Annotated in this window: 24 protein-coding genes; 13 read left to right on the forward strand and 11 right to left on the reverse strand. The window is 64.4% G+C overall.

Annotated features, from left to right (window positions below; all coding sequences use genetic code 11):
- Positions 1-19: 19 nt before the first annotated feature.
- The 4 genes from ybaK to queG all read right to left on the reverse strand — a co-directional run bounded on the left by ybaK (position 20) and on the right by queG (position 3,294).
- On the reverse strand, positions 20-511 hold the full coding sequence (gene ybaK / locus BRPE64_RS10855) for a Cys-tRNA(Pro) deacylase (protein ID WP_044042156.1): 492 nt from the start codon (positions 509-511) through the stop codon (positions 20-22).
- A 142-nt stretch (positions 512-653) separates the two neighbouring features.
- A complete protein-coding gene (gene xerD / locus BRPE64_RS10860) occupies positions 654-1,580 on the reverse strand; it encodes a site-specific tyrosine recombinase XerD (protein ID WP_016346161.1) in 927 nt (308 codons plus the stop codon).
- Positions 1,577-2,053: a methylated-DNA--[protein]-cysteine S-methyltransferase gene (locus BRPE64_RS10865; protein ID WP_016346162.1), complete on the reverse strand. Its 477-nt coding sequence runs from the start codon at positions 2,051-2,053 to the stop codon at positions 1,577-1,579. The genes xerD and BRPE64_RS10865 overlap by 4 nt, the downstream gene beginning before the upstream one ends.
- Entirely contained in the window at positions 2,050-3,294 is a 1,245-nt protein-coding gene (gene queG / locus BRPE64_RS10870; protein WP_044041538.1) for a tRNA epoxyqueuosine(34) reductase QueG, read from the reverse strand. The genes BRPE64_RS10865 and queG overlap by 4 nt, the downstream gene beginning before the upstream one ends.
- A gap of 18 nt (positions 3,295-3,312) precedes the next feature.
- On the opposite strand from queG, the gene tsaE reads away from it, so the two are divergent.
- Positions 3,313-3,891 carry a tRNA (adenosine(37)-N6)-threonylcarbamoyltransferase complex ATPase subunit type 1 TsaE gene (gene tsaE, locus BRPE64_RS10875; protein WP_044041539.1) on the forward strand — a complete coding sequence of 193 codons (579 nt, stop codon included), beginning with the start codon at positions 3,313-3,315 and terminating at the stop codon, positions 3,889-3,891.
- Positions 3,873-5,426, forward strand: coding sequence for an N-acetylmuramoyl-L-alanine amidase (locus tag BRPE64_RS10880; protein ID WP_044041540.1), 1,554 nt, complete (start codon positions 3,873-3,875; stop codon positions 5,424-5,426). The genes tsaE and BRPE64_RS10880 overlap by 19 nt, the downstream gene beginning before the upstream one ends.
- 27 nt (positions 5,427-5,453) lie before the next feature.
- Here the strand turns inward: BRPE64_RS10880 and BRPE64_RS10885 are convergent, their stop codons facing one another.
- Together BRPE64_RS10885 and BRPE64_RS10890 are read right to left on the reverse strand one after the other, a co-directional pair.
- Positions 5,454-6,335 carry an O-acetylserine/cysteine exporter gene (locus BRPE64_RS10885; RefSeq protein ID WP_016346166.1) on the reverse strand — a complete coding sequence of 294 codons (882 nt, stop codon included), beginning with the start codon at positions 6,333-6,335 and terminating at the stop codon, positions 5,454-5,456.
- Positions 6,336-6,500: 165 nt separating this feature from the next.
- Positions 6,501-6,764 (reverse strand): hypothetical protein, encoded by a 264-nt coding sequence (locus BRPE64_RS10890; protein ID WP_044041542.1) that lies wholly within the window; start codon positions 6,762-6,764, stop codon positions 6,501-6,503.
- A 187-nt stretch (positions 6,765-6,951) separates the two neighbouring features.
- Here BRPE64_RS10890 and BRPE64_RS10895 point away from each other — a divergent pair, with 187 nt between their 5' ends.
- The gene (locus BRPE64_RS10895; protein ID WP_016346168.1) at positions 6,952-7,851 is read left to right on the forward strand and encodes a pirin family protein; all 900 of its coding nucleotides are present in this window, start codon (positions 6,952-6,954) and stop codon (positions 7,849-7,851) included.
- Positions 7,852-7,968: 117 nt separating this feature from the next.
- Positions 7,969-8,817, forward strand: coding sequence for a thioredoxin (trxA, locus tag BRPE64_RS10900; RefSeq protein WP_016346169.1), 849 nt, complete (start codon positions 7,969-7,971; stop codon positions 8,815-8,817).
- Between the two features lie 107 nt (positions 8,818-8,924).
- Here trxA and BRPE64_RS10905 read toward each other — a convergent pair whose 3' ends face one another.
- The gene (locus tag BRPE64_RS10905) at positions 8,925-9,770 is read right to left on the reverse strand and encodes a tRNA threonylcarbamoyladenosine dehydratase (RefSeq protein WP_016346170.1); all 846 of its coding nucleotides are present in this window, start codon (positions 9,768-9,770) and stop codon (positions 8,925-8,927) included.
- 309 nt (positions 9,771-10,079) lie between these two features.
- Here BRPE64_RS10905 and pdxH point away from each other — a divergent pair, with 309 nt between their 5' ends.
- The 3 genes from pdxH (at position 10,080) to BRPE64_RS10920 (ending at position 13,134) form a co-directional block, all read left to right on the forward strand.
- Entirely contained in the window at positions 10,080-10,721 is a 642-nt protein-coding gene (gene pdxH, locus BRPE64_RS10910) for a pyridoxamine 5'-phosphate oxidase (RefSeq protein ID WP_016346171.1), read from the forward strand.
- A 119-nt stretch (positions 10,722-10,840) separates the two neighbouring features.
- Entirely contained in the window at positions 10,841-12,055 is a 1,215-nt protein-coding gene (locus tag BRPE64_RS10915) for an SAM-dependent methyltransferase (protein ID WP_016346172.1), read from the forward strand.
- A gap of 23 nt (positions 12,056-12,078) precedes the next feature.
- Positions 12,079-13,134, forward strand: a complete 1,056-nt coding sequence (locus BRPE64_RS10920; RefSeq protein WP_016346173.1) for a DUF72 domain-containing protein — start codon at positions 12,079-12,081, stop codon at positions 13,132-13,134.
- A 57-nt stretch (positions 13,135-13,191) separates the two neighbouring features.
- On the opposite strand, the gene msrA is transcribed toward BRPE64_RS10920, so the two are convergent.
- The gene (gene msrA / locus BRPE64_RS10925) at positions 13,192-13,761 is read right to left on the reverse strand and encodes a peptide-methionine (S)-S-oxide reductase MsrA (protein ID WP_016346174.1); all 570 of its coding nucleotides are present in this window, start codon (positions 13,759-13,761) and stop codon (positions 13,192-13,194) included.
- Between the two features lie 16 nt (positions 13,762-13,777).
- Complete coding sequence (locus BRPE64_RS33175; protein WP_160167926.1) at positions 13,778-13,945, reverse strand: hypothetical protein; 168 nt, start codon at positions 13,943-13,945, stop codon at positions 13,778-13,780.
- Between the two features lie 154 nt (positions 13,946-14,099).
- Between BRPE64_RS33175 and BRPE64_RS10930 the strand changes: the two genes are divergently transcribed.
- The gene (locus tag BRPE64_RS10930; protein ID WP_016346176.1) at positions 14,100-14,612 is read left to right on the forward strand and encodes a flavin reductase family protein; all 513 of its coding nucleotides are present in this window, start codon (positions 14,100-14,102) and stop codon (positions 14,610-14,612) included.
- Positions 14,613-14,624: 12 nt separating this feature from the next.
- On the opposite strand, the gene BRPE64_RS10935 is transcribed toward BRPE64_RS10930, so the two are convergent.
- Positions 14,625-15,128: an Lrp/AsnC family transcriptional regulator gene (locus tag BRPE64_RS10935; RefSeq protein ID WP_016346177.1), complete on the reverse strand. Its 504-nt coding sequence runs from the start codon at positions 15,126-15,128 to the stop codon at positions 14,625-14,627.
- A gap of 134 nt (positions 15,129-15,262) precedes the next feature.
- Between BRPE64_RS10935 and kynB the strand changes: the two genes are divergently transcribed.
- The 3 genes from kynB to kynA are packed head-to-tail and all read left to right on the forward strand — an operon-like array spanning position 15,263 to position 18,054.
- Positions 15,263-15,889, forward strand: a complete 627-nt coding sequence (gene kynB / locus BRPE64_RS10940; protein ID WP_269765220.1) for an arylformamidase — start codon at positions 15,263-15,265, stop codon at positions 15,887-15,889.
- A gap of 25 nt (positions 15,890-15,914) precedes the next feature.
- The gene (kynU, locus tag BRPE64_RS10945) at positions 15,915-17,165 is read left to right on the forward strand and encodes a kynureninase (protein ID WP_044042157.1); all 1,251 of its coding nucleotides are present in this window, start codon (positions 15,915-15,917) and stop codon (positions 17,163-17,165) included.
- A gap of 13 nt (positions 17,166-17,178) precedes the next feature.
- Complete coding sequence (gene kynA / locus BRPE64_RS10950; RefSeq protein WP_016346180.1) at positions 17,179-18,054, forward strand: tryptophan 2,3-dioxygenase; 876 nt, start codon at positions 17,179-17,181, stop codon at positions 18,052-18,054.
- A 23-nt stretch (positions 18,055-18,077) separates the two neighbouring features.
- Here the strand turns inward: kynA and BRPE64_RS10955 are convergent, their stop codons facing one another.
- Positions 18,078-18,878, reverse strand: coding sequence for an IclR family transcriptional regulator (locus BRPE64_RS10955; RefSeq protein ID WP_016346181.1), 801 nt, complete (start codon positions 18,876-18,878; stop codon positions 18,078-18,080).
- A 133-nt stretch (positions 18,879-19,011) separates the two neighbouring features.
- On the opposite strand from BRPE64_RS10955, the gene BRPE64_RS10960 reads away from it, so the two are divergent.
- Together BRPE64_RS10960 and BRPE64_RS10965 are read left to right on the forward strand one after the other, a co-directional pair.
- On the forward strand, positions 19,012-20,202 hold the full coding sequence (locus BRPE64_RS10960; RefSeq protein WP_016346182.1) for an acyl-CoA dehydrogenase: 1,191 nt from the start codon (positions 19,012-19,014) through the stop codon (positions 20,200-20,202).
- A 268-nt stretch (positions 20,203-20,470) separates the two neighbouring features.
- Positions 20,471-20,773, forward strand: a complete 303-nt coding sequence (locus BRPE64_RS10965) for a DUF883 family protein (protein ID WP_016346183.1) — start codon at positions 20,471-20,473, stop codon at positions 20,771-20,773.
- The last annotated feature ends 150 nt before the right edge of the window (positions 20,774-20,923 follow it).

Raw genomic sequence — 20,923 nt, forward strand, 5'->3', positions numbered from 1 at the left:
AGCGAATGCGCTGTGCATTCTAATCGACGCTCGCGCACTGGACGGATTTCGCGTTCAGCAGGCCGGTCAGCAGCTTGGGATCGATGCTGACGAGATAACCGCGCCGCCCGCCGTTCAGATAGATGACATCGAGATCGAGGATGCTCGATTCGACGTACACCGGCATGGCCTTCCGGGTGCCAAACGGCGACGTTCCGCCGACCAGAAAGCCCGAGTGCCGGTTCGCGACCTCCGGCTTGCACGGCTCGATGCGCTTGGCGCCCGTCTGCCTCGCGAGATTCTTGGTGGACACGGTGCGGTCGCCGTGCATGAGAACGATGAGCGGCTTCGCGTGCTCGTCCTCCATGACGAGCGTCTTGATGACGCGATGTTCGTCCACGCCGAGCTGCCGCGCGGATTCTTCCGTGCCGCCATGATCGACATAATCATAGGGATGCTCGCCGAACTCGACCTTGTGACGACGCAGGAATTGCGTCGCGGGCGTTTCGGAGACGTGTTTGCTTTTCGACATGGACGCATTGTAGCGGCGCGTTTCGCGGCCCACCATCGGCCGAATGGCCAGGTGTGCAAAGCTGCGCCGCCGTGGCACGATCGTTCGCGAATGTGAAGCGAGATGCACGCGGGCGCTGACTTTACGAAGGCAGGTCGCGAACCTACCCGCGCGGATGATGCTCCTGATGCAGCTTGTGCAGCCGCTCGCGCGCGACGTGCGTATAGATCTGCGTCGTCGAGATGTCCGAGTGCCCGAGCAGCAATTGCACGACGCGCAAATCCGCGCCGTGATTGAGCAGATGCGTCGCGAACGCGTGGCGCAGCGTGTGCGGCGAAAGCGGCGCGTGCACGCCGCCGTTCAGCGCATGGCGCTTGATGATGTTCCAGAATTGCTGGCGCGTCATGCCCTCGCCGCGCGCCGTGACAAACAGTGCATCGGCGGCGCGCGCGCCGAGCAGCACTTGCCGCGCTTCGCGCAGATAGCGTTCGAGCCAGTCGTGCGCGGTCTCGCCGAACGGAATGAGCCGCTCCTTCGAGCCCTTGCCCATCACGCGCACGACGCCTTCGTTGAGGCCGAGTTCGACCGTCTTCAGCGTGACGAGCTCGGTCACGCGCAGGCCGCTCGCGTACATCAGTTCGAGCATCGTGCGGTCGCGCAGGCCGAGCGGCGTGTCGATGTCGGGCGCGTGAAGCAGCGCCTCGACCTGCGCCTCGTTGAGCGTCGACGGAAAGCGCGGCGGCTGCTTCGCCGAGCGCAGCTTGAGCGTAGGGTCGGCGGCGGTCCGGTGTTCGCGCAGCGCCCACGCGTAGTAGCGGCGAAACACGGACAACCGCCGGTTCGCGGAGGTCGCCTTGTCGCCGCGGCGCGCCGCCATGTAGCCGTTCATGTCGGCTTCGGCCGCGACGTCGATCGATGTGCCGCGGGTCTTGCCGAGCCATTCCGCGAAAAGCTTGAGGTCGCGCCGGTACGCTTCGAGCGAGTTCTTGGCGAGCCCGTGTTCCAGCCAGAGCGCATCGCAAAAGAGGTCGATCGAATCGTGGCTCGCGGCCAGTCCTGGTGTTTGTATTTCGTCGGTCGTTGCGCTCATGCGATCGATACACCTTCATGCGCCAGCAGCCAGCGCTTCACGTTGCGATAAAAACCTTCGCCGGGATGATGCGCAAAGCCGCCGATGCCGCCCGCCGCCACCACCCGGTGGCACGGTATCACGATCGGCAGCGGATTGGAGCCGCACGCCTGGCCGACTGCGCGCGGCACGCTGCCGATCTCGCGCGCAAGCTGCCCGTAGGTCCACACGTTGCCCGGCGCGATGCCGCAGATTCCCTGCCACACGCGCCGCTGAAACGCGGTACCGCCGATCGCGAGCGGCAGGTCGAAACGCATGGACGGCGCGTCGAAGTAGCGGCGAATCTGCCCGGCGGCTTCTTCGGCGAGCGGCTTGTGCGGGGCGATCGCCGGCGTGTCGTCCGGCAGATAGACGATCTCGCGCACGAACCGATCATCGGCGCGAATGCCGACTTTGCCGAACGGCGCGTCGATGACGGCGTCGAATGCATTCATGTCCGGCTCCCTTGCGCGAGCGCCCAGCGGACATGCTCGCGCACAAGCGTTGACGGATCGTCCGCGCGCGCGTCCAGTGCTTCGACAATCGCCTTGCGTTCGCCCGCATCGAGCCCGGATGCGCGCAACGCGTTGCCCATCGCCACCGCGATATTGCGCAGCCACCGCTCGTGCCCGATGCGCCGGATCGCACTGCCCTGCATGCGCGTATCGAAGTCCGCCGCGCTCCATGCGAACAGCTCGACGAGCGTCGCGCGATCGAGCCCGTGCCGCACGTCGAAATCCGCGACGGGCGCGGCCTGCGCGAATTTGTTCCACGGACAGACGAGCTGGCAGTCGTCGCAACCGTAGATGCGATTGCCGATCAGCGGACGCATGTCCTCGGGAATGCTGCCGTGCAGTTCGATCGTCAGATACGAGATGCAGCGCCGCGCATCGACGCGATACGGCGCGACGATCGCGCCCGTCGGACACGCGCCGATGCAGCGCGTGCACTGCCCGCAATGCGCGCCGTCCTGCTCGGGATGCGGATCGACGGGCAATGGCACATCCACGAAAATCTCGCCGAGAAAGAACAGCGAACCCGCGTCGCGATCGAGCAGCAGCGTGTGCTTGCCTCGCCAGCCGTTGCCCGCCTTCTGCGCGAGCGCGACTTCCAGCACCGGCGCCGAATCCGTGAACGCCCGATACCCGAACGGCCCGATCTCGCCTTCGATGCGCTCCGCCAACTGCTGCAACCGCTGACGCATGACCTTGTGATAATCGCGGCCGCGCGCGTAGATCGACACATTGGCCTGCGCGGGCTGCGCGAGGCGCGTCCATTCGATCGCGCGCCAGTCGTTCTTCTGACCATCGGCTGTCAGGACACTTTCATCGCCGGTTTTTTCGAGCGTTTGCGCGGGCAGATAGGCCATGCGCGCGGTGATGACCCGTCGCGTTCCGGCCACAAGCTCGGCGGGCCGCGCGCGTTTCATCCCATGTTTGGCCATATAATCCATTTCGCCGTGATAGCCTGCTTCGAGCCATTCAGCGAGGCCTTTCTCGGCATCCGTCAGGTCGATATCGCTGATACCGACCGCACCGAATCCCAACTCGCGACCCCACGCCTTGATGCGTTGCGCGAGTTCCGACAGCGCAGCCTCCTCTTCGCGAGTGAAGGCGCGAGACACTGAGACGGACTCAGCGGCGGCGTCGCTGGACGCGGTCGTGATTTCAACGGAATGTTCCGGCAATCGGTTCATCACGACATTTTACGAGCAATGCCCGAAAGCCCCGCACGCACCACGCCCGATCTTTTATCCGCGCTTCTCGAACGCCGCTTCGTTCTGCGCGACGAGGCGGCCACGCTCGCTTTCGGCGAACGCTTCGCGCGCGCCATCGAAGCCACGCGAACGCACACATCGTCTGAACGATTCACGGGTTTGCAAGTCCAGTTGATCGGGGACCTGGGCGCGGGCAAGACCACGCTCGTGCGCGCGACCTTGCGCGCGCTGGGCCACACCGGCCGCGTGAAAAGCCCGACTTACACACTCGTCGAGCCGTATTCGCTCGAGACCGAAAGCGGCCCGCTCGACGTTTATCACTTCGATCTCTATCGCTTCGCCGATCCGGCCGAATGGGCCGATGCCGGCTTCCGCGAATATTTCGATGCGGGCGCGGTGTGCCTCGTCGAGTGGCCGCAGCAGGCGGGCGGTCTGCTCGGCGTGCCCGATCTCGTGTTCCGGCTGTCGCTGCCGGATGAACCGGGTTCTTCCGGTCATCCGAACGAAGAAGAAGGCCGCGTGCTCAGCGCGCGGGCATTTAGCGAAACAGGAAAGTCATGTCTCGAAAGATGTTGATCAAGCCGTTCCATTCGATCGAATCGGGCGCCACCGCGCCGCACAACTGGCGCCGCCGCCAGGTGCTGCGCGCAGGCGCCTCGACGATCATGCTCGCGCTCGTCGCGCCCCGGCTCGCGCATGCGAGCAGCGTGCTCGGCGTGCGCGTGTGGCCCGCGCGCGACTACACCCGCGTGACGATCGAATCGGACCAGCCGCTGCAGAACACCAACCAGACGCTGCAAGGGCCGGACCGGCTCGTCGTCGATCTGAACGGCATCGATCTCGATCAGTCGCTCAAGGATCTCGTCTCGAAGATCACGCCGAACGATCCGCAGATTCAGTCGGTGCGCGTCGGGCAGTATCAGCCGCATGTCGTGCGCATGGTGTTCGACCTGAAGGGGTCGGTGAAGCCGCAGGTTTTCACGCTCGGTCCTATCGGCAGCTACAAGTACCGGCTCGTGTTCGACTTGTATCCCGCCGTCGCGCCCGATCCGCTGATGGAACTGCTCGCACAGTCCGAGCGCAAGCAGGAAGCGTTCGACCGCGCCAATCCGAATCCGTCCGCGCCGCCGCCGGCGACGCTGTCCGGCCCGGCGACGCCGCAAAAACCCGTTACGCCCGATTCGACCGACGACTTCTTCCAGAAGTACGCGCAGAACGACGCGCCCGCCGACGCGGTTCCATCAGCGCCGTCCGCACCCGCCACGCCCGCCACGCCCGCCACGCCTGCGCCCACGCCCGCCGTGAAGCCGCGCGTGCCGGTCGCGCCGCCCGTCATCGCCAAAAAAGACGACAGCGACGATACGTACACCTTCTCCGCGCCCAAGCAAGGCGCCGGCACGACGCGTCTGCTCACGGTCGCGATCGATCCGGGCCACGGCGGCGAAGACCCCGGCGCGATCGGTGGCCAGGGCACATACGAGAAGCACATCGCGCTCGATATCGCGAAGAAGCTGCGCGCGAAGATCGACGCCCAGCCCAACATGCGCGCGATGATGACGCGCGACGCCGACTTCTTCGTGCCGCTCAACGTGCGCGTGCAGAAGGCGCAGCGCGTGGGCGCGGACCTGTTCGTATCGATTCACGCGGATGCGTTCACCACGCCCGACGCGCGCGGCTCGTCGGTGTTCGCGCTGTCGGAGCACGGCGCGTCGAGCGCGGCGGCGCGCTGGATGGCGAACAAGGAGAACGCGTCGGATCAGGTCGGCGGCATCAACGTGAAGTCGCAGGATGCGAGCGTGAACCGTGCACTCTTCGATATGTCGACGACCGCGCAGATCCGCGATTCGATGCGCTACGGCAGCTTCGTGCTCAACGAGATCGGCGGCATCAACAAGCTGCACAAGGGCTCGGTCGAACAGGCGGGCTTTGCCGTGCTGAAGGCGCCGGACATTCCGTCGATCCTCGTGGAGACGGCGTTCATCAGCAACCCGGACGAAGAAGCGCGCCTCAACGACGACGCCTATCGCGACAAGATGGCCAACGCGATCGTGAAGGGCATCAAGCGCTACTTCGCGGCGAATCCGCCGCTCGCGAAGAGCCGCATGACGTAAATGTCGTAAGAAGGACGCACGCCTCGCTCAGCGCGCCGACGGCAGAATGCGCTGCACGAAGCGCGCGCCGAACACGTTCACCACGAGCCCTGCCATCACGAGCGCCGCGCCCGCGATCTCCGCGGCGCTCAGTCCTTCGCCGAGCGCCACCGCCGCCGAGACGAGTCCGATCACCGGGACGAGCAGCGAAAACGGCGCGACGCTGCCCGCCGGATAACGCGCGAGCAGCTTTCCCCACAAGCTATAGCCGACGAGCGTCGCGACGAACGCGAGGTAGAGGATCGCGAACACGGAAACGAGCGGAATGGCCGCGAGACTGGATTCGATGCGCGCCGGGCCTTCGAAGATCAGCGAGAGCGCGAGGAACGGCAGCGGCGGAATCAGGCTGCCCCACACGACGAGCGACAGCAGATCGACTTTGCCCATGGCCTTCGTGACGACATTGCCGAGCGCCCACATCGCGGACGCGGCGAGCGTGAACAGGAAGCCGGTGATGGTCATCGCGTGGCCGCCCTGCATGCCGATCAGCGCGAGCCCCGCCGCCGCGATCACGAGACCGGCGACGTTCGCCGCGCGGATGCGCTCGCCGAGAAACATTGCCGCGAAAATGAGTGTGAAGAACGCCTGCGCCTGCAAAACGAGCGACGCAAGCCCCGCAGGCATGCCGACATACATGCCGTAAAAGAGCAGCGCAAATTGCCCGAGCGAGATGGTGAGGCCGTAAGCGAACAGCCAGCGCAGCGGAATTTGCGGACGCTTGACGAAGAACGCCGGCAGTGCGGCGAGCGCGAAACGCAGCGCGCCGAGCAGCATCGGCGGCACGCCGTGCAGTCCCAGCTTGATGACGACGAAATTCACGCCCCACGCAAGAATGACCACGGCGGCGATCAGCAAATCCTTTGGCGACATCGCCCTTCCCCTCTCATCGGCTCGTTATCGGTGAGCCGATGAGTGTAACGGAGGGCGGCGCGGCGGGCTTGCCGGAAACGTCCGAACCGCGTGCACGAAAGCACACGCAAAAAAGCGCCCGCACCGCGGAAGCGATGCGAGCGCCTTCTCGACCGGTCAAGCGGCTTACTTGCTCTGCCCGGACTCGCCCGATGCGTTATTGCCCGTTTCGGTGTCCGGCGTCTTCTTGCCCGACGACGGCTGCGCGGTGTGCTTCCTCGGCTTCTTGTGCTTCATCGTGCCGGAGCTGTCCGAGGTGCCGGCGGTGTCGTTGCCCATCGCGGCCGATGAATTGCCCGACGACGTCTGCGCCATCGCGCCCGTCGCAGCGGTGCCCGTAACGGCGAAAATGCCCACGGTCAGGGCGGCCAACAGTGTGTTCTTGCTCATTTCGAATCTCCCATCAAGGTTGTGCGTCAAAGTTGCCTGAGCTGCGCGACGCTGCACGCATGCTGCAAAACACGGCGATAGAGACCAAAGGAAGCCGGCAGCGCGTCTGCGTCACGCGGAATCGGCCGGTAGAATCGATGCTTCCACGCGCGCCATCCGGCGCCCGATCTGCCTTCCGGAATCCGCCATGCCCTCGACGATCCGCGCCCTGCTCAAGCCTCACCAACACGATGTCGGCGGCCTCATGGTGCGGCGCGTCCTGCCGTCGCTCGCCGCGCGAACCGTCGGTCCCTTCATCTTTTTCGACCATATCGGTCCCGCAACGCTCGTGCCCGGCAAGGGACTCGACGTGCGTCCGCATCCGCATATCGGGCTTGCGACCGTCACCTATCTGTTCGACGGCGCGATCATGCATCGCGACAGCGTCGGCTCGGTGCAGAAGATCGTCCCCGGCGACGTCAACTGGATGACCGCGGGCCGCGGCATCGTCCATTCGGAACGCACGCCCGACGAAGAACGCGCCTCCGGCCAGACGATGCACGGCATCCAGACCTGGGTTGCGCTGCCGGTCGCGAGCGAGGAAGTCGAGCCCGCGTTCGAGCATCACGCGGCCGCCGCCTTGCCGCAGATCGAGCGCGACGGCGTCACGCTGCGCGTGATCGCGGGCACGGCGTTCGGTGCACAAGCGCCGACGCGCACGTTCTCGCCGACGCTCTACGTCGCCGCCGAATTCGGTGCCGGCAGCCAGATCACGCTCGACACCGAACACGAGGAGCGCGGCGTGTATCTCGTGAGCGGCGACTTAAGCATCGACGGCGAAGCGTTGCCCGAACAGCAGATGGCCGTACTCGCACCCGGCGCGGACGTGACGTTCACGAGCACGAACGGCGCCATCGCGATGTTGCTGGGCGGCGCGCCGCTCGACGGTGCGCGCTTCATCGAATGGAACTTCGTGTCGAGCGCGCGCGAGAAGATCGAAGCGGCGAAGACCGCGTGGAGCGAGCAGCGCATGGGGCACGTGCCCGGCGAAACCGAATTCATCCCGCTGCCGCCGCAGCGCCGCGACAATCGCGCGCCCGAGGCATGAGTCGAGGCATGAGTCGAAGCATGAGTCGAAGCATGAGTCGCGCCCCGGCGCTTGAGAGTTGCGCGAGTCGTCCCCACATAAACGGGATCGACCACCGCAAGCATTAGGAGAGAACGCATGGATACGACCCTCGCCACCTTCGAGAACGACGTCATCACCGCATCGATGCTCGCGCCCGTTCTGGTCGATTTCTGGGCGCCCTGGTGCGGCCCGTGCAAGACGCTCGGACCGATGCTGGAGCGGCTCGAAGCCGAAGCCGCGGGCAAATGGAAGCTGGTCAAAGTGAACGTCGACGAGAATCAGGAGCTCGCGGCGCATTTTCAGGTGCGCAGCATTCCGCACGTCGTCGCGTTCGCGGAAGGCCGGCCGGTCGATCAGTTCATCGGCGTGCTGCCCGAAGGCCAGCTGCGTGAATTTCTCGATCGCCTCGTGCCCGACGGCGCCGACGCCGAACGCCAAACCGCGCACAACGCGTGGGCCGCGGGTGAACGCAAGCTGGCTATCGACACCATCAAGGCCGCGCTCGCGCTCGATCCCGGCTACGAGGACGCCCGCCTCGACCTGATCGAATGGCTGATCGCCGAGCGCCGCATCGACGAGGCGAAGGACGAGGAAAAGCTCCTCTCGCCGAAGACGACGCAAGGCATCGACGCGCGCTACAACGCGCTCAAAACCGAGCTCGACGCCGCCGATGCCGCCGCCGATCTGCCGCCCGCCGACGCCTTGGTCGACGCAGTGAACGCCAATCCCGACGATCTCGATGCCCGCTTCGCGCTGGCGAACCGTCTGATTGCGGGCCGCGACTACGGCGGGGCGCTGGAGCATCTGCTGGCGATCGTCGTGCGCGACCGCGCGTTCATGGACGATGTCGGACGCAAGACGATGCTGTCCGTCTTCGAGCTGGCCGCGAATCAGCCGGATCTCGTGTCGCAGTGGCGGCGCAAGCTGAGCGCGGCGATGAACTGAGCGGCAAGTCCGCGCCCGAATCGCACTCGAATCGCGCTCCCAATAAAAACGGCCGGCTCTGAACCGAACTCCGGAAGCCGGCCGTTTTGCGTTAGTTATGAGAAAAACTACGCTGCGCTTTTGGCCAGCGCCCGTAGCACATGCGCGGCCGCCGCGAAACCGAAGCTCGCCGTCACGCACACGCTGGAACCGAAACCCGCGCAATTGAGCCCGACCGGGCCCGCATATCCCGCGCCGGTTTCCAGATGCTCGGCGCCTTCGCTCAAATCGCACACGGGCGCTTCGGGATAGATCAACGGCTCGTCGGAATAGACCGCGCTCACCTTGAAGCGCGCCTTCGGCCCGCGCGGAAAGCCGTGCAGCTTGCGCAACTGGCCGCGCACCTTCGAGAGCAGCGGGTCCTGAATGGTGAGCGCGAGATCGTCGATGCGGATGCGCGTCGGATCGAGCTGCCCGCCCGCGCCGCCCACGGTGATGAGCGCCTGCTTGCGCGCCACGCACCACGCGATCAGCGCGGTTTTCGTGCGCACGCTGTCGATCGCATCGACGATGAAATCGAAGCCGCCGCCGAGCGTTGCATCGAAATTGCCGGGCTCGACGAAGTCCTCGATCTGGCGCACGTCGCACGCGGGATCGATCAGGCCGATGCGCTCGGCCATCGCCGCGACCTTGGCCTTGCCGTAATTGCCGTCGAGCGCGTGAATCTGACGGTTCGTGTTGCTTTCGGCGACGTTATCGAGATCGATCAGCGTCAGCTTGCCGACCGCACTGCGCGCGAGCGCCTCCGCGACCCACGACCCCACGCCGCCGATCCCGATCACCGCGACATGCGCATTCTGGAATGCGGCGAGCGCGGGCGCGCCGTACAAACGCGCGATGCCGCCGAAGCGGCGCTCGCGATCGGCGGCTTCGTCGGCGGGAGGCGTCATGGCGATATCGGATGAGGCGGTCATTGAGTGCGAGGTCGAAACGTGGGTCGAAACGTGGTCAAAACGGGGCGCTTTGAAAGCCGACTGCAAACAGCAAATTGCGATATGCCTTGCGCCGCGTCAATCAAGACTTACAAGCGGCTGTCGGTGTTGCAAAGTTGAGTCTTGGATTATGCAAAATGCGGCCGAATTGCGTATTCTGCCTTATCGAAACCGGAGACGTGATAGTCGGCAGTGGTTTGCGCAGCGGGCTCTCTAGCACGTCTCCGGGTAATCAGGGCAAGAACGTTTTACTCTGGCTATACTGACGCGACTGTAGCGATTGCATAAAAAATGACCACCCTCGCAGATCTTCGCACGAACTACTCGCGCGGCGCACTGGACACCGCGGACGTCGACCCGAACCCGTTTCGCCAGTTCGAAACCTGGTTCGCGCAGGCGCTCGACGCGAAGTTGCCGGAACCCAACGCCATGACCCTCGCGACCGTCGATCGCGAAGGCCGTCCGTCTGCTCGCATCGTGCTCATCAAGGGCATCGACGAGCGCGGATTCGTTTTCTTTACCAACTACGAAAGCCGCAAGGGCCGCGAAATTGCCGCCAATCCCGCGGCGAGCCTGCTGTTTCACTGGATCGAACTCGAGCGCCAGGTGCGCATCGAGGGCCGCGTCGAACAGACGAGCACGGAGGAAAGCGACGCGTATTACGCCTCGCGCCCGCTCGGCTCGCGCATCGGCGCATGGGCATCGGATCAGAGTCAGCCGCTCGAAAGCCGCGAGGCGCTGGAAGCGCGCGAGCGCGAGATGAGCGCCCGGTTCGGGGACGCGCCGCCGCGTCCGCCGCACTGGGGCGGTTATCGTCTCTTGCCCGATTCCATCGAGTTCTGGCAGGGACGCCCGTCGCGGCTGCATGACCGCATCGTCTATACGCGCGAACACGCGGGCGATCCCTGGCGAATCGCGAGACTCGCACCGTAACGCGGCACCTCGCCGGCGCGGGGAGCGACGAACGGACGGAAGCACGGACGAAGCGGCAAGCAGTACGAACATGGAGGCGCGAGCCTTCCCTTGATTTCATCTAGCGCGGAGAAACAAGCATGTTCTGGGAGAAGAAGCTGACGCAATGGGTTCACGAAGTTCGCGAACGGGCCAATCTGCCCGCGCGGCTCGTGCTGTGGGACGGACAGCAACACGATTTCGGCCAGTTCGCCGCGCCGCAGGTCACGCTGCACGTGAAGACCGCGACCGCGCTGCCCTATCTGCTCGAACCGAGTCTCGACAATCTCGGCGAAGCGTACGTGAAGGGCAAGATCGATATCGAGGGCAAGCTCACCGACATCATCAATATCAGTTACTCGCTTGCGAAGAGCACCGTGACGAATGCCGGCAAGCTCGCGCGCGTGCGGCGCTACTTCAATCACTCGAAGGCGTCGGACAAGAAGGCCATTCAGTACCACTACGATGTGTCGAACGAGTTCTATCAGCTCTGGCTCGACAAGAACATGGTGTACTCCTGCGCCTATTTCGAGGACGGCGACGAAGACATCGACACCGCGCAGCTCAAGAAGATCGACCACATTCTCACGAAGATCCAGTTGCAGCCGGGCCATCGTCTGCTCGATATCGGTTGCGGCTGGGGCGCGCTCGTGATCCGCGCGGCGCAGAAGTTCGGCGCGCAGTGCGTGGGCGTCACGCTCTCGGAAAACCAGTTCAAGCTCGCGACCGAACGCGTGAAGGCGGCGGGCCTCGAAGACCGGATCGAAATCCGTCTGCAGGATTATCGCGACGTTCCCGGACAGTTCGACCGCATCACGAGCGTCGGCATGTTCGAGCACGTCGGGCGCAAGAATCTGCCCGATTACTTCGCCAAGATTCGCGATCTGCTCGTCGACGACGGCGTCGTGATGAACCACGGCATCACGTCGTCGGATGCGGACAGCGGCGAGACTTCGCTCGGCGGCGGCGAATTCATCGACAAATACGTGTTTCCGGACGGCGAACTGCCGCATATCGGACTGGCGCTCGAAAGCATGCAGCGCGGCGGGCTGGAGGCGATCGACGTCGAAAGCTTGCGGCGGCATTACGCGCATACGCTCAACATCTGGGCGAATCGCTTCGAAGAGCGCGCCGAAGAGGCGCAGAAGCTTGTCGATGACGCGCATTTCCGCATCTGGCGCGTGTATCTCGCGGGCTGCGCGTATGCGTTCGAAAACGACGATGTGTCGATCTATCAGGTGATCTGCCGCAAGGCGGGACGCAGCGCGACGACGCTTCCGTGGTCGCGGCGCTATATCTACGAGAAGGCGTCCTGAACCGCGATCTCACGTCACTGGAAATGGGCGCGCCGCAAGAGCAGGTCGATCTCTTCGGCGAACCCGCGCCGGTTTCAGCCGATACGGCCACGCCAGCGAACCCGCCCAAGCCGCGCGGCGTACTGCCCGCGCTGCTGCAACCCGAACACGACGCCCTTTCTCAACGCCTTCCCCGCACGGTTCATCTCGGCACATCCACGTGGTCGTTTCCGGGCTGGCGCGGCATCGTCTACGGCGACGGGTATTCGAACACGAAACTCTCGCGCGACGGTCTCACCGCTTACGGCGCGCATCCGCTTCTGAAGAGCGTGTCGATCGACCGCTCGTTCTACGCGCCGCTGTCGCTCGCGAACTATGCGCGCTATGCGTCGCAGGTGCCGGAGCATTTCCGCTTCATCGTGAAGGCGCCCGCCTCCGTCACCGATGCCTTCGTGCGCGGCGAACGCGGCACCCCCGACGCCGACAATCCCGCGTTCCTGAACGCGCAGATCGCCATCGACGAATTCGTCCTGCCGTGTATCGGCGGGCTCGGCGCGAAGGCCGGCGCGCTCGTGTTCCAGTTCTCGCCGCTGCCCGATGCGATGATCGTGGAACCGGCGCGCTTCATCGAGCGGCTGTCGGCGTTTCTGAACGCGCTGCCGCCGCTCGAAGGCGATGCCTGTTACGCGGTCGAGATCCGCGATGCGGTCATGCTCACGCCGCGCTTCATCCGCGCGCTGCGCGAGGCGAACGTGCGCTATTGCATCGGCGTGCACGCGCGCATGCCGGACGTGCGCCGGCAGGCCAAGGCGCTCGAACTGCTGGACGAAGAAGGATTGGGACCGCTCATTGTGCGATGGAGTCTGCACAGCGGCTTTCGCTATGAACAGGCGAAGGCGAAATACGAGCCGTTCGATCAGATCGTCGATGAAGACCTCGATACGCGCGGCGCCCTCGCCGAACTGGCCGCGCGTTACGCGATTGCGGGCCAGCCGGTCGTGATCGCGGCGAACAACAAGGCGGAAGGCTCGGCGCCGCTCACGTGTTTCGAGCTCGCGCGCGGCATCGCGGAGGAATGCGAGCGCGCGCGAGGCGGCTAGTACCGTTCAATGGCGCTGAGGCGCTTAGGCGTTCAGGCGCTCAGACGCTTCGGCGCTTTACGCCTTCAGCCGGTGCACGAATTTCTTGCGGAATTTCGCGACCTTCGGCCCGACCACCGCCGCGCAATAACCCTGATTCGGATGCTGCGCGAAGTAGTTCTGGTGATACGCCTCGGCGGCGTAGTAGTTGCCGTCGAGCGGCGTGACTTCCGTCACGATCTTGCCGCCGTAGACATCCTCGCGCTGCAGTTCGTCGATGACGTCGAGCGCGGTCTTGCGTTGTTCATCCGAATGCGTGAACACGACCGAGCGATATTGCGTGCCGACATCGTTGCCCTGACGATTGAGCTGGGTCGGATCGTGCGTCGCGAAGAAAATCTCGAGAACCTCGCGATAACTGATGATGGCCGGATCGAACACCACCTTCACCACTTCGGCGTGACCGGTTTCGCCGTCGCAGACTTGCTCATAAGACGGGTTCAACACGCGGCCGCCCGCATAGCCGGATTCGACCGATTCCACGCCCTGCACTGCAAGAAACACGGCTTCGGTGCACCAGAAACAGCCGCCGCCGAGCGTCGCGGTTTCGAATCTGCCCTGCTCGTTCTGCTGGTTGGTTTGGGTCATCAGGCGCCACTCCTCATCAGGTGCATGCGGGCTTGCCGCGGATCATGCATATGGATGCGCCCGGCCGAAACTTCAATGCGCTCATGCACGCCCAGCCGGGACGAGATAAATCGAGCTTACTGGGTTTGATCGGGCGCTGCACAAAGCCCGGGGCGGCAGAGAACTTGCTGTCGATGAAGGTCATTACGCGGCCAGCGGCAGCCGATTCCGCTAGAATCGACAAAAATCCGTTGTTTTTACATGATTTCTGAAAAGATCCTTCCGACTGAAGCGCGACGCGCGGCCGGCTCGGCAGCACACGACACACTCGACCGCCCATTTGCCCGCTCATCTGCGAAATGACACGCGCCAAAGCCCCGAATTTCGATCCTGCAAAGTTTCGCGCCGCGCTCGGCCAGTTCGCGACCGGCGTCACCGTCATCACGACGCGCACCGCTTCCGGCCAGCCGATCGGCATCACCGCCAGTTCCTTCAACTCGGTGTCGCTCGATCCGCCGCTCGTGCTATGGAGCCTCGCGACCAAATCGGCGTCGATGGCGGTGTTTCGCGCGAACAGTCACTACGTGGTGAACGTGCTGGCCGCCTCTCAACTCGATCTGTGCCGCCGTTTCGCGACCGTCAAGGGCGATCGCTTCGCGGGCGTGTCGCACGCCGCGGGCGACACCGGCATGCCCGTTCTGGAAGGCGCGCTCGCGTGGTTCGAGTGTCACAACCGCAGCCGCTACGACGAAGGCGATCACGTGATCTTCGTGGGCGAAGTGGAACGCTGCGGCGTGCGCGAAGGCGTGTCGCAGGTCGCGCCGCTGGTGTTTCAGGCGGGCGATTTCCACACGCTGGGACCGCTCGATTAACCCCTAGGGCACTCAGGGTGTAGGGGCGCGCACCGGCTGCTCGATCAGCGCGACCGGCACGCCCGCGTCGTCCTTCATGGTCTGAAGCACGATGTTCGAGCGGATGTCGATCACGCCGGGCGCCTTGTAGAGCTTCGAGAGAATGAAATCGGAGTAATGCTTGAGGTTGTGCGCGAGCACCCGCAGCACATAGTGCGTGTCGCCCGTCACGACGAACGCGCCGACCACTTCCGGCCATTCGCGCACGGCGGCGGCAAACGTCTCGTGCCAGTTTTCCTGGTCGTTGCGCATGGAGACATGCACGAACGCCTCCAGTTCGATGCCGAGCCGCTCGCGGTCGAGGCACGCGCGATAACTCGCGATCACCCCTTCCTCTTCCAGCAGCCGCATCCGGCGCAAGCACGCCGACGGCGAGAGCGAAATGCGCTCCGCCAGGTCCAGGTTGCTGATCCGTCCATCTTCCTGCAGTACCGCCAGAATTCGGCAATCCGTTGCATCGAGCGTGAAGCCGGTCATTTTTGAGTCCCCTGTGCCCGTTTCATCGAATTATGTTCTAAGTGCGACCGTTTTGGGTGGTTATTTTGCAAGCACCTTTCGAGATATCACGACTATGATTTGACGCATCTCCACGCTTTCTGTTAGGGCGAGTCGTGACACTTTTTGATATTTCCCCGCCAATCGGCACCGCCACACCCGTCTGGCCGGGCGATACAGCCGTCGGCATCGAGCGCGTGTGGCGCATGGAAGCGGGCTCGCCCGTCAACGTCGCGCGTCTCACGCTCTCGCCGCACACCGGCGCACACGCCGATGCGCCGCTCCACTACGACGAGCACGGCGCGGCGATCGGCGCCGTCGCGCTCGAAACATATATCGGTGCGTGCCGGGTCGTGCATTGCATCGGCGCGGCGCCGCTCGTGCTGCCCGAACACGTCGCCGCGCATCTCGCCGACGTCCCCGCGCGCGTGCTGCTGCGCACTTACGCCCACGCGCCGCTCGACGCGTGGGACAGCGCCTTCACCGCCGTCGCGCCCGAGACCATCGACTTGCTTGCATCGAAAGGCGTGAAGCTGATCGGCATCGACACGCCTTCGCTCGATCCGCAAGACTCGAAGACGATGGACGCCCACAAGCGCATCCGCGCGCATCGCATGGCGATTCTCGAAGGCCTCGTGCTCGATGCCGTCGCGCCGGGTGACTACGAACTGATCGCGCTGCCACTCAAATTCACGACGCTCGATGCGAGCCCGGTTCGCGCCGTTCTGCGTCCACTTTCCTGATCCCCTCGAATATATGGATTTTTCGATGAAATTTCGTGACGAAGCCGTGACGCTCGACCGCGACGATCCGTTGCGCGCCCTGCGCGACCAGTTCGCGCTCGCCGACAACGTGATCTACCTCGACGGCAACTCGCTCGGCGTGCCGCCCAAAGCCGCCGCCGCGCGCGCCGCCGACGTCATCGCCGCCGAATGGGGCGACGGCCTGATCCGCAGCTGGAACACGGCCGGCTGGTTCGCGCTGCCCAAACGGCTCGGCAACAAACTCGCGCCGTTGATCGGCGCGGGCGAGGACGAAGTGGTCGTGACGGACACGATCTCCGCGAATCTCTTCAAGATTCTCTCGGCGGCGCTCAGGCTCGCGAACGAGCGCGATCCGAAGCGGCGCGTGATCGTCTCCGAACGTTCGAACTTTCCGACCGATCTGTACATCGCGCAGGGTTTGATCGAGCAACTCGATCGCGGCTACGAATTGCGTCTTGTCGACGATCCGTCGGAACTGCCCGACGCCATCGACGAAAACACCGCCATCGCGATGATCACGCACGTCAATTACCGCAGCGGCTACATGCACGACATGGCCGCGCTCACGCAGACGATCCGTCGCGCGGGCGCGCTCGCCGTGTGGGATCTCGCGCATTCGGCGGGCGCGGTGCCGGTGGATCTGAATGGCGTCGGCGCGGACTACGCGGTCGGCTGCACGTACAAGTATCTGAACGGCGGCCCCGGCTCGCCCGCGTTCGTGTGGGTGCCCAAGCGCCATCAGAACGCGTTCTCGCAGCCGCTTTCCGGCTGGTGGGGCCACAGGAAGCCGTTCGAGATGAACCCGGTCTATCGCCCGGACGACGGCATCGGCCGCTTTCTGTGCGGCACGCAGCCGATCGTGTCGATGTCGCTCGTCGAATGCGGGCTCGACGTCTTCCTGCAAACCGACATGCATTCCCTGCGCCGCAAGTCGCTCGCGCTCGGCGATCTGTTCATCAGGCTGGTCGAGGAACGGTGCGGTGAATTCCCGCTCACGCTCGCCACGCCGCGCGCGCACACGCTGCGCGGCTCGCAGGTGAGCTTCGAGCATCCCAACGGCTACGAGGTGATGCAGGCGCTGATTGCGCGCGGCGTGATCGGCGATTATCGCGAGCCGCGCATTCTGCGCTTCGGCTTCACGCCGCTGTACACGCGTTTCGTCGATGTGTGGGACGCCGTCGAAACCCTGCGCGATGTCCTCGCGACCGAAAGCTGGCGGGCGCCCGAGTTCGCCGAGCGCGCATCGGTGACCTGAGAGGAACGTCGACATGGACGAAACCAAAGGCTGCCCGTTCGGCCACGGCGCCGCACAAACCGGCCAGGAAACAGGTTGGCACGACGCCAAGCTCGATTTTGCAGACTCGATGAGCTACGGCGATTATCTCGGCCTCGATTCGATCCTGACCGCGCAGCATCCGCTGTCGCCGGATCACAACGAGATGCTGTTCATCGTGCAGCATCAGACGAGCGAGCTATGGATGAAGCTCGCGCTCTACGAACTGCGCGCGGCGCTCGCGGCGGTGCATCGCGACGCATTGCCGCCCGCGTTCAAGATGCTCGCGAGGGTGTCGCGCATTTTCGAGCAACTGGTGCAGGCGTGGAACGTCCTCGCGACGATGACGCCCTCCGAATACACGGCGATGCGTCCGTATCTCGGCCAGTCGTCGGGTTTTCAGTCGCATCAGTATCGGCAGATCGAGTTCATGCTCGGCAACAAGAATCCGCAGATGCTCCAGCCGCATGCGCATCGGCCGGATATTCTCGCGCAGGTGCGCGAGACGCTGGAGGCGCCCTCCTTCTACGACGAAGTGATCCGCCTGCTCGCGCGGCGCGGCTTCGAGATCGACCCGGCGCGCCTGAACCGCGACTGGACGCAGCCGACCACGGCGGATCCCACCGTCGAGGCGGCGTGGCTCGCGGTGTATCGCGATCCGTCGCATCACTGGGATCTTTACGAGATGGCGGAGGAACTCGTCGATCTCGAAGACGCGTTCCGGCAATGGCGCTTCCGCCACGTGACGACGGTCGAGCGCATCATCGGCTTCAAGGGCGGTACGGGCGGCACGGCGGGCGCGTCGTATCTGCGCAAGATGCTCGATGTCGTGCTGTTTCCGGAACTCTGGCATGTGCGGACGGTGCTCTGATCGTTCCTGAGCGTCCGGCAGATTCAGGCGAGGCGCGCGGCCAGCGCCTTCAGTTTCGGGCCGATGATGTCGCGGAAATACGCCTCGCCCATCGACGATGCCGGCCCGCTGCTCGACAGCACCAGCCAGCGCCCGTTACGCACGTCGCGAAACGGCGCGGCGATGGCGTTGACGTCGTCGTGCCATTCGCGGAACGAGTAGCAGCAGCCGTCGCGGGCGAAATCGGCGATCGCGCGGCGCGCTGCATCGACATGCGCCGCGCCTTCGTTCCTGCCCAGCTCCTCGAACAGCGCCTCGCGCGCCGCCGTGTCCTGCACGGCGAGATAGGCGCGGCCCATCGAGCTTGTGAGCATCGACAGACGCGAGCCGGGCGCGAGTCCGAGCGTCAGCGCCGTCTCGCTGCGAATGGTTTCGAGATAGATCATGTCGAGCCCGTCGCGGCAGCCGAGCGACACCGCCGCGCCGATCTCGCGCGCCAGCTCGCGCATGTGCGGACGCGCGAGTTCGAGCGTGTCCGCGCCCGCCAGCAGCGTGAAGCCGAGCGAGAGCACGCCGGTATCGAGCGCGTATTTGCCGGCCGGCTCGTCGAAGCGCAGATAGCCGAGCGTCGTCAGCGTGTAGGCGAGACGATTGACCGTCGCCTTCGGCAAGCCCGTCCGCTCGACGAAATCGCGATTGCCGAGCAGCGTCTCGCCGGGCCGGAATGCGCGCAGCAGGTCGAGCCCGCGTGCAAGCGCGACGACGAACTTGCGCTCGTCGATATCGTCGGATGAAACGGGACGCCGCGGAGTCGACGTGGAATTTCGATTGGAATCGGCTGGCATCGGGTGATAAACTCGGAACAGATTTGCAAAACATTGTTTCGCTTAGCGGAACTCATGTCAAGCGCCTCGCGCGCCGGCCGATCGCACGACCGATTCCGCCCCGGCGCTTTTCGATGAAATCAGGAGAACGCACATGGCCCACGCCGCCCAATTCAACTGGGAAGATCCCCTTTTGCTGGATCAGCAACTGACCGAAGACGAACGCATGGTGCGTGAAGCCGCGCGCGCCTACGCGCAGGACAAGCTGCAGCCGCGCGTGATGCAGGCGTTTCGCGAAGAAAAGACCGATCCCGCGATCTTCCGCGAGATGGGCGAAATGGGCTTGCTCGGACCGACGATTCCCGAGCAATACGGCGGACCGGGCCTCAACTACGTGTGCTACGGGCTGATCGCGCGTGAAGTGGAGCGCGTGGATTCGGGTTATCGCTCGATGATGTCGGTGCAGTCGTCGCTCGTGATGGTGCCGATCAACACCTTCGGCAGCGACGCGCAGAAGGAAAAATATCTACCGAAGCTCGCGCGTGGCGAGTGGATCGGCTGCTTCGGCCTCACCGAACCGAACGCCGGCTCCGACCCGGCCGGCATGACGACGCGCGCGAAGAAAGTGCAGAACGGCTTCTCGCTGTCCGGCACGAAGATGTGGATCTCGAACTCGCCGATCGCGGACGTGTTCGTCGTCTGGGCGAAGCTCGAAGAAGACGGTCGCGACGAGATTCGCGGCTTCATTCTGGAGAAGGGCTGGAAGGGACTCTCGGCGCCCGCGATTCACGGCAAGGTCGGCCTGCGTGCGTCGATCACCGGCGAAATCGTGATGGACGAAGTGTTTGTCCCCGAGGAAAACATGCTGCCGAACGTGCGCGGTCTCAAAGGGCCGTTCACGTGCCTCAATTCAGCGCGTTACGGCATTTCCTGGGGCGCGCTCGGCGCGGCCGAAGCATGCTGGCACACGGCGCGTCAGTACACGCTGGATCGCAAGCAGTTCGGCCGCCCGCTCGCGGCGAACCAGCTAATCCAGAAAAAACTCGCCGACATGCAGACCGAAATCACGCTCGGCCTGCAAGGCGTGCTGCGTCTCGGTCGCATGAAGGACGAAGGCACGGCGGCCGTCGAGATCACCTCGATCATGAAGCGCAATTCGTGCGGCAAGGCGCTCGACATTGCCCGCCTCGCGCGCGACATGCTCGGCGGCAACGGCATCTCGGATGAATTCGGCGTCGCGCGTCACCTCGTCAATCTCGAAGTGGTGAACACCTACGAAGGCACGCACGACATTCACGCGCTGATTCTCGGGCGCGCGCAAACGGGCATTCAGGCGTTTTTCTAAAGCGTTTCGTTCATGCGTAATGAAGCCGGCGCTCGCACGCCGGCTTTTTTTCGTTTGTAACTTTCGATAAGCTGCTGAAACTTTTACGGGTCAGATCGTATCCATCTCCGGCGATGTCGATGAATTGACGAGGCGACGCATCGTCGCGGCAAGACTGCGCGACTGGAACGGAATCTGCGTACGTTTCGTGCTGGAGGGCGCAAGCCCTCCTCGTCAGCGATCCCATCTTTGGTTACGATTCGCGTAGCCTCACCGATTGGAGCCTTTAATGTCAGAAATCAACAAGGAGCGATTCATGTCGGATATCAAAACCGTACTCGCTGACGCCGAAGATCTTTTGAAGCAAGCGGCTACTGCCACCGGTGAACGCGCCTCCGAACTGCGCGAAACCGCCCTCACCCGCCTCAAGCAAGCGAAAGAAAAAGCCGCCGATGCGCAAGTTGTGGTGATCGAGCGAGGCAAGAAGGCCGCGCGCGCCACCGACGATTACGTGCACGAACATCCGTGGGCGTCCATCGGCATTGCAGCGGGTCTCGGCATGGTGATCGGCCTCCTGATCAACCGCAAATAAACTTTTTCCCGGCCGCGCACAGCTTTCCCTGACCATGGCCCGCTGATTGCTCAGCGGTTTCTGTCGCAGTCTCCGTTGGACTGAACCGCGAGCGCCTGCCCGGGCGCGCGGCTCGACATTCGTACCGGCCGGCACCTGCTTCATGCGCCG

Source organism: Caballeronia insecticola, from assembly GCF_000402035.1.
Lineage (GTDB): Bacteria > Pseudomonadota > Gammaproteobacteria > Burkholderiales > Burkholderiaceae > Caballeronia > Caballeronia insecticola.

Bases quoted from the DNA above. Each gene is read 5' to 3' on its own strand.
- ybaK (WP_044042156.1), bottom strand. From the start codon at position 511: ATGTCGAAAAGCAAACACGTCTCCGAAACGCCCGCGACGCAATTCCTG.
- xerD (WP_016346161.1), bottom strand. From the start codon at position 1,580: ATGAGCGCAACGACCGACGAAATACAAACACCAGGACTGGCCGCGAGC.
- BRPE64_RS10865 (WP_016346162.1), bottom strand. From the start codon at position 2,053: ATGAATGCATTCGACGCCGTCATCGACGCGCCGTTCGGCAAAGTCGGC.
- queG (WP_044041538.1), bottom strand. From the start codon at position 3,294: ATGAACCGATTGCCGGAACATTCCGTTGAAATCACGACCGCGTCCAGC.
- tsaE (WP_044041539.1), top strand. From the start codon at position 3,313: ATGCCCGAAAGCCCCGCACGCACCACGCCCGATCTTTTATCCGCGCTT.
- BRPE64_RS10880 (WP_044041540.1), top strand. From the start codon at position 3,873: ATGTCTCGAAAGATGTTGATCAAGCCGTTCCATTCGATCGAATCGGGC.
- BRPE64_RS10885 (WP_016346166.1), bottom strand. From the start codon at position 6,335: ATGTCGCCAAAGGATTTGCTGATCGCCGCCGTGGTCATTCTTGCGTGG.
- BRPE64_RS10890 (WP_044041542.1), bottom strand. From the start codon at position 6,764: ATGAGCAAGAACACACTGTTGGCCGCCCTGACCGTGGGCATTTTCGCC.
- BRPE64_RS10895 (WP_016346168.1), top strand. From the start codon at position 6,952: ATGCCCTCGACGATCCGCGCCCTGCTCAAGCCTCACCAACACGATGTC.
- trxA (WP_016346169.1), top strand. From the start codon at position 7,969: ATGGATACGACCCTCGCCACCTTCGAGAACGACGTCATCACCGCATCG.
- BRPE64_RS10905 (WP_016346170.1), bottom strand. From the start codon at position 9,770: ATGACCGCCTCATCCGATATCGCCATGACGCCTCCCGCCGACGAAGCC.
- pdxH (WP_016346171.1), top strand. From the start codon at position 10,080: ATGACCACCCTCGCAGATCTTCGCACGAACTACTCGCGCGGCGCACTG.
- BRPE64_RS10915 (WP_016346172.1), top strand. From the start codon at position 10,841: ATGTTCTGGGAGAAGAAGCTGACGCAATGGGTTCACGAAGTTCGCGAA.
- BRPE64_RS10920 (WP_016346173.1), top strand. From the start codon at position 12,079: ATGGGCGCGCCGCAAGAGCAGGTCGATCTCTTCGGCGAACCCGCGCCG.
- msrA (WP_016346174.1), bottom strand. From the start codon at position 13,761: ATGACCCAAACCAACCAGCAGAACGAGCAGGGCAGATTCGAAACCGCG.
- BRPE64_RS33175 (WP_160167926.1), bottom strand. From the start codon at position 13,945: ATGACCTTCATCGACAGCAAGTTCTCTGCCGCCCCGGGCTTTGTGCAG.
- BRPE64_RS10930 (WP_016346176.1), top strand. From the start codon at position 14,100: ATGACACGCGCCAAAGCCCCGAATTTCGATCCTGCAAAGTTTCGCGCC.
- BRPE64_RS10935 (WP_016346177.1), bottom strand. From the start codon at position 15,128: ATGACCGGCTTCACGCTCGATGCAACGGATTGCCGAATTCTGGCGGTA.
- kynU (WP_044042157.1), top strand. From the start codon at position 15,915: ATGAAATTTCGTGACGAAGCCGTGACGCTCGACCGCGACGATCCGTTG.
- kynA (WP_016346180.1), top strand. From the start codon at position 17,179: ATGGACGAAACCAAAGGCTGCCCGTTCGGCCACGGCGCCGCACAAACC.
- BRPE64_RS10955 (WP_016346181.1), bottom strand. From the start codon at position 18,878: ATGCCAGCCGATTCCAATCGAAATTCCACGTCGACTCCGCGGCGTCCC.
- BRPE64_RS10960 (WP_016346182.1), top strand. From the start codon at position 19,012: ATGGCCCACGCCGCCCAATTCAACTGGGAAGATCCCCTTTTGCTGGAT.
- BRPE64_RS10965 (WP_016346183.1), top strand. From the start codon at position 20,471: ATGTCAGAAATCAACAAGGAGCGATTCATGTCGGATATCAAAACCGTA.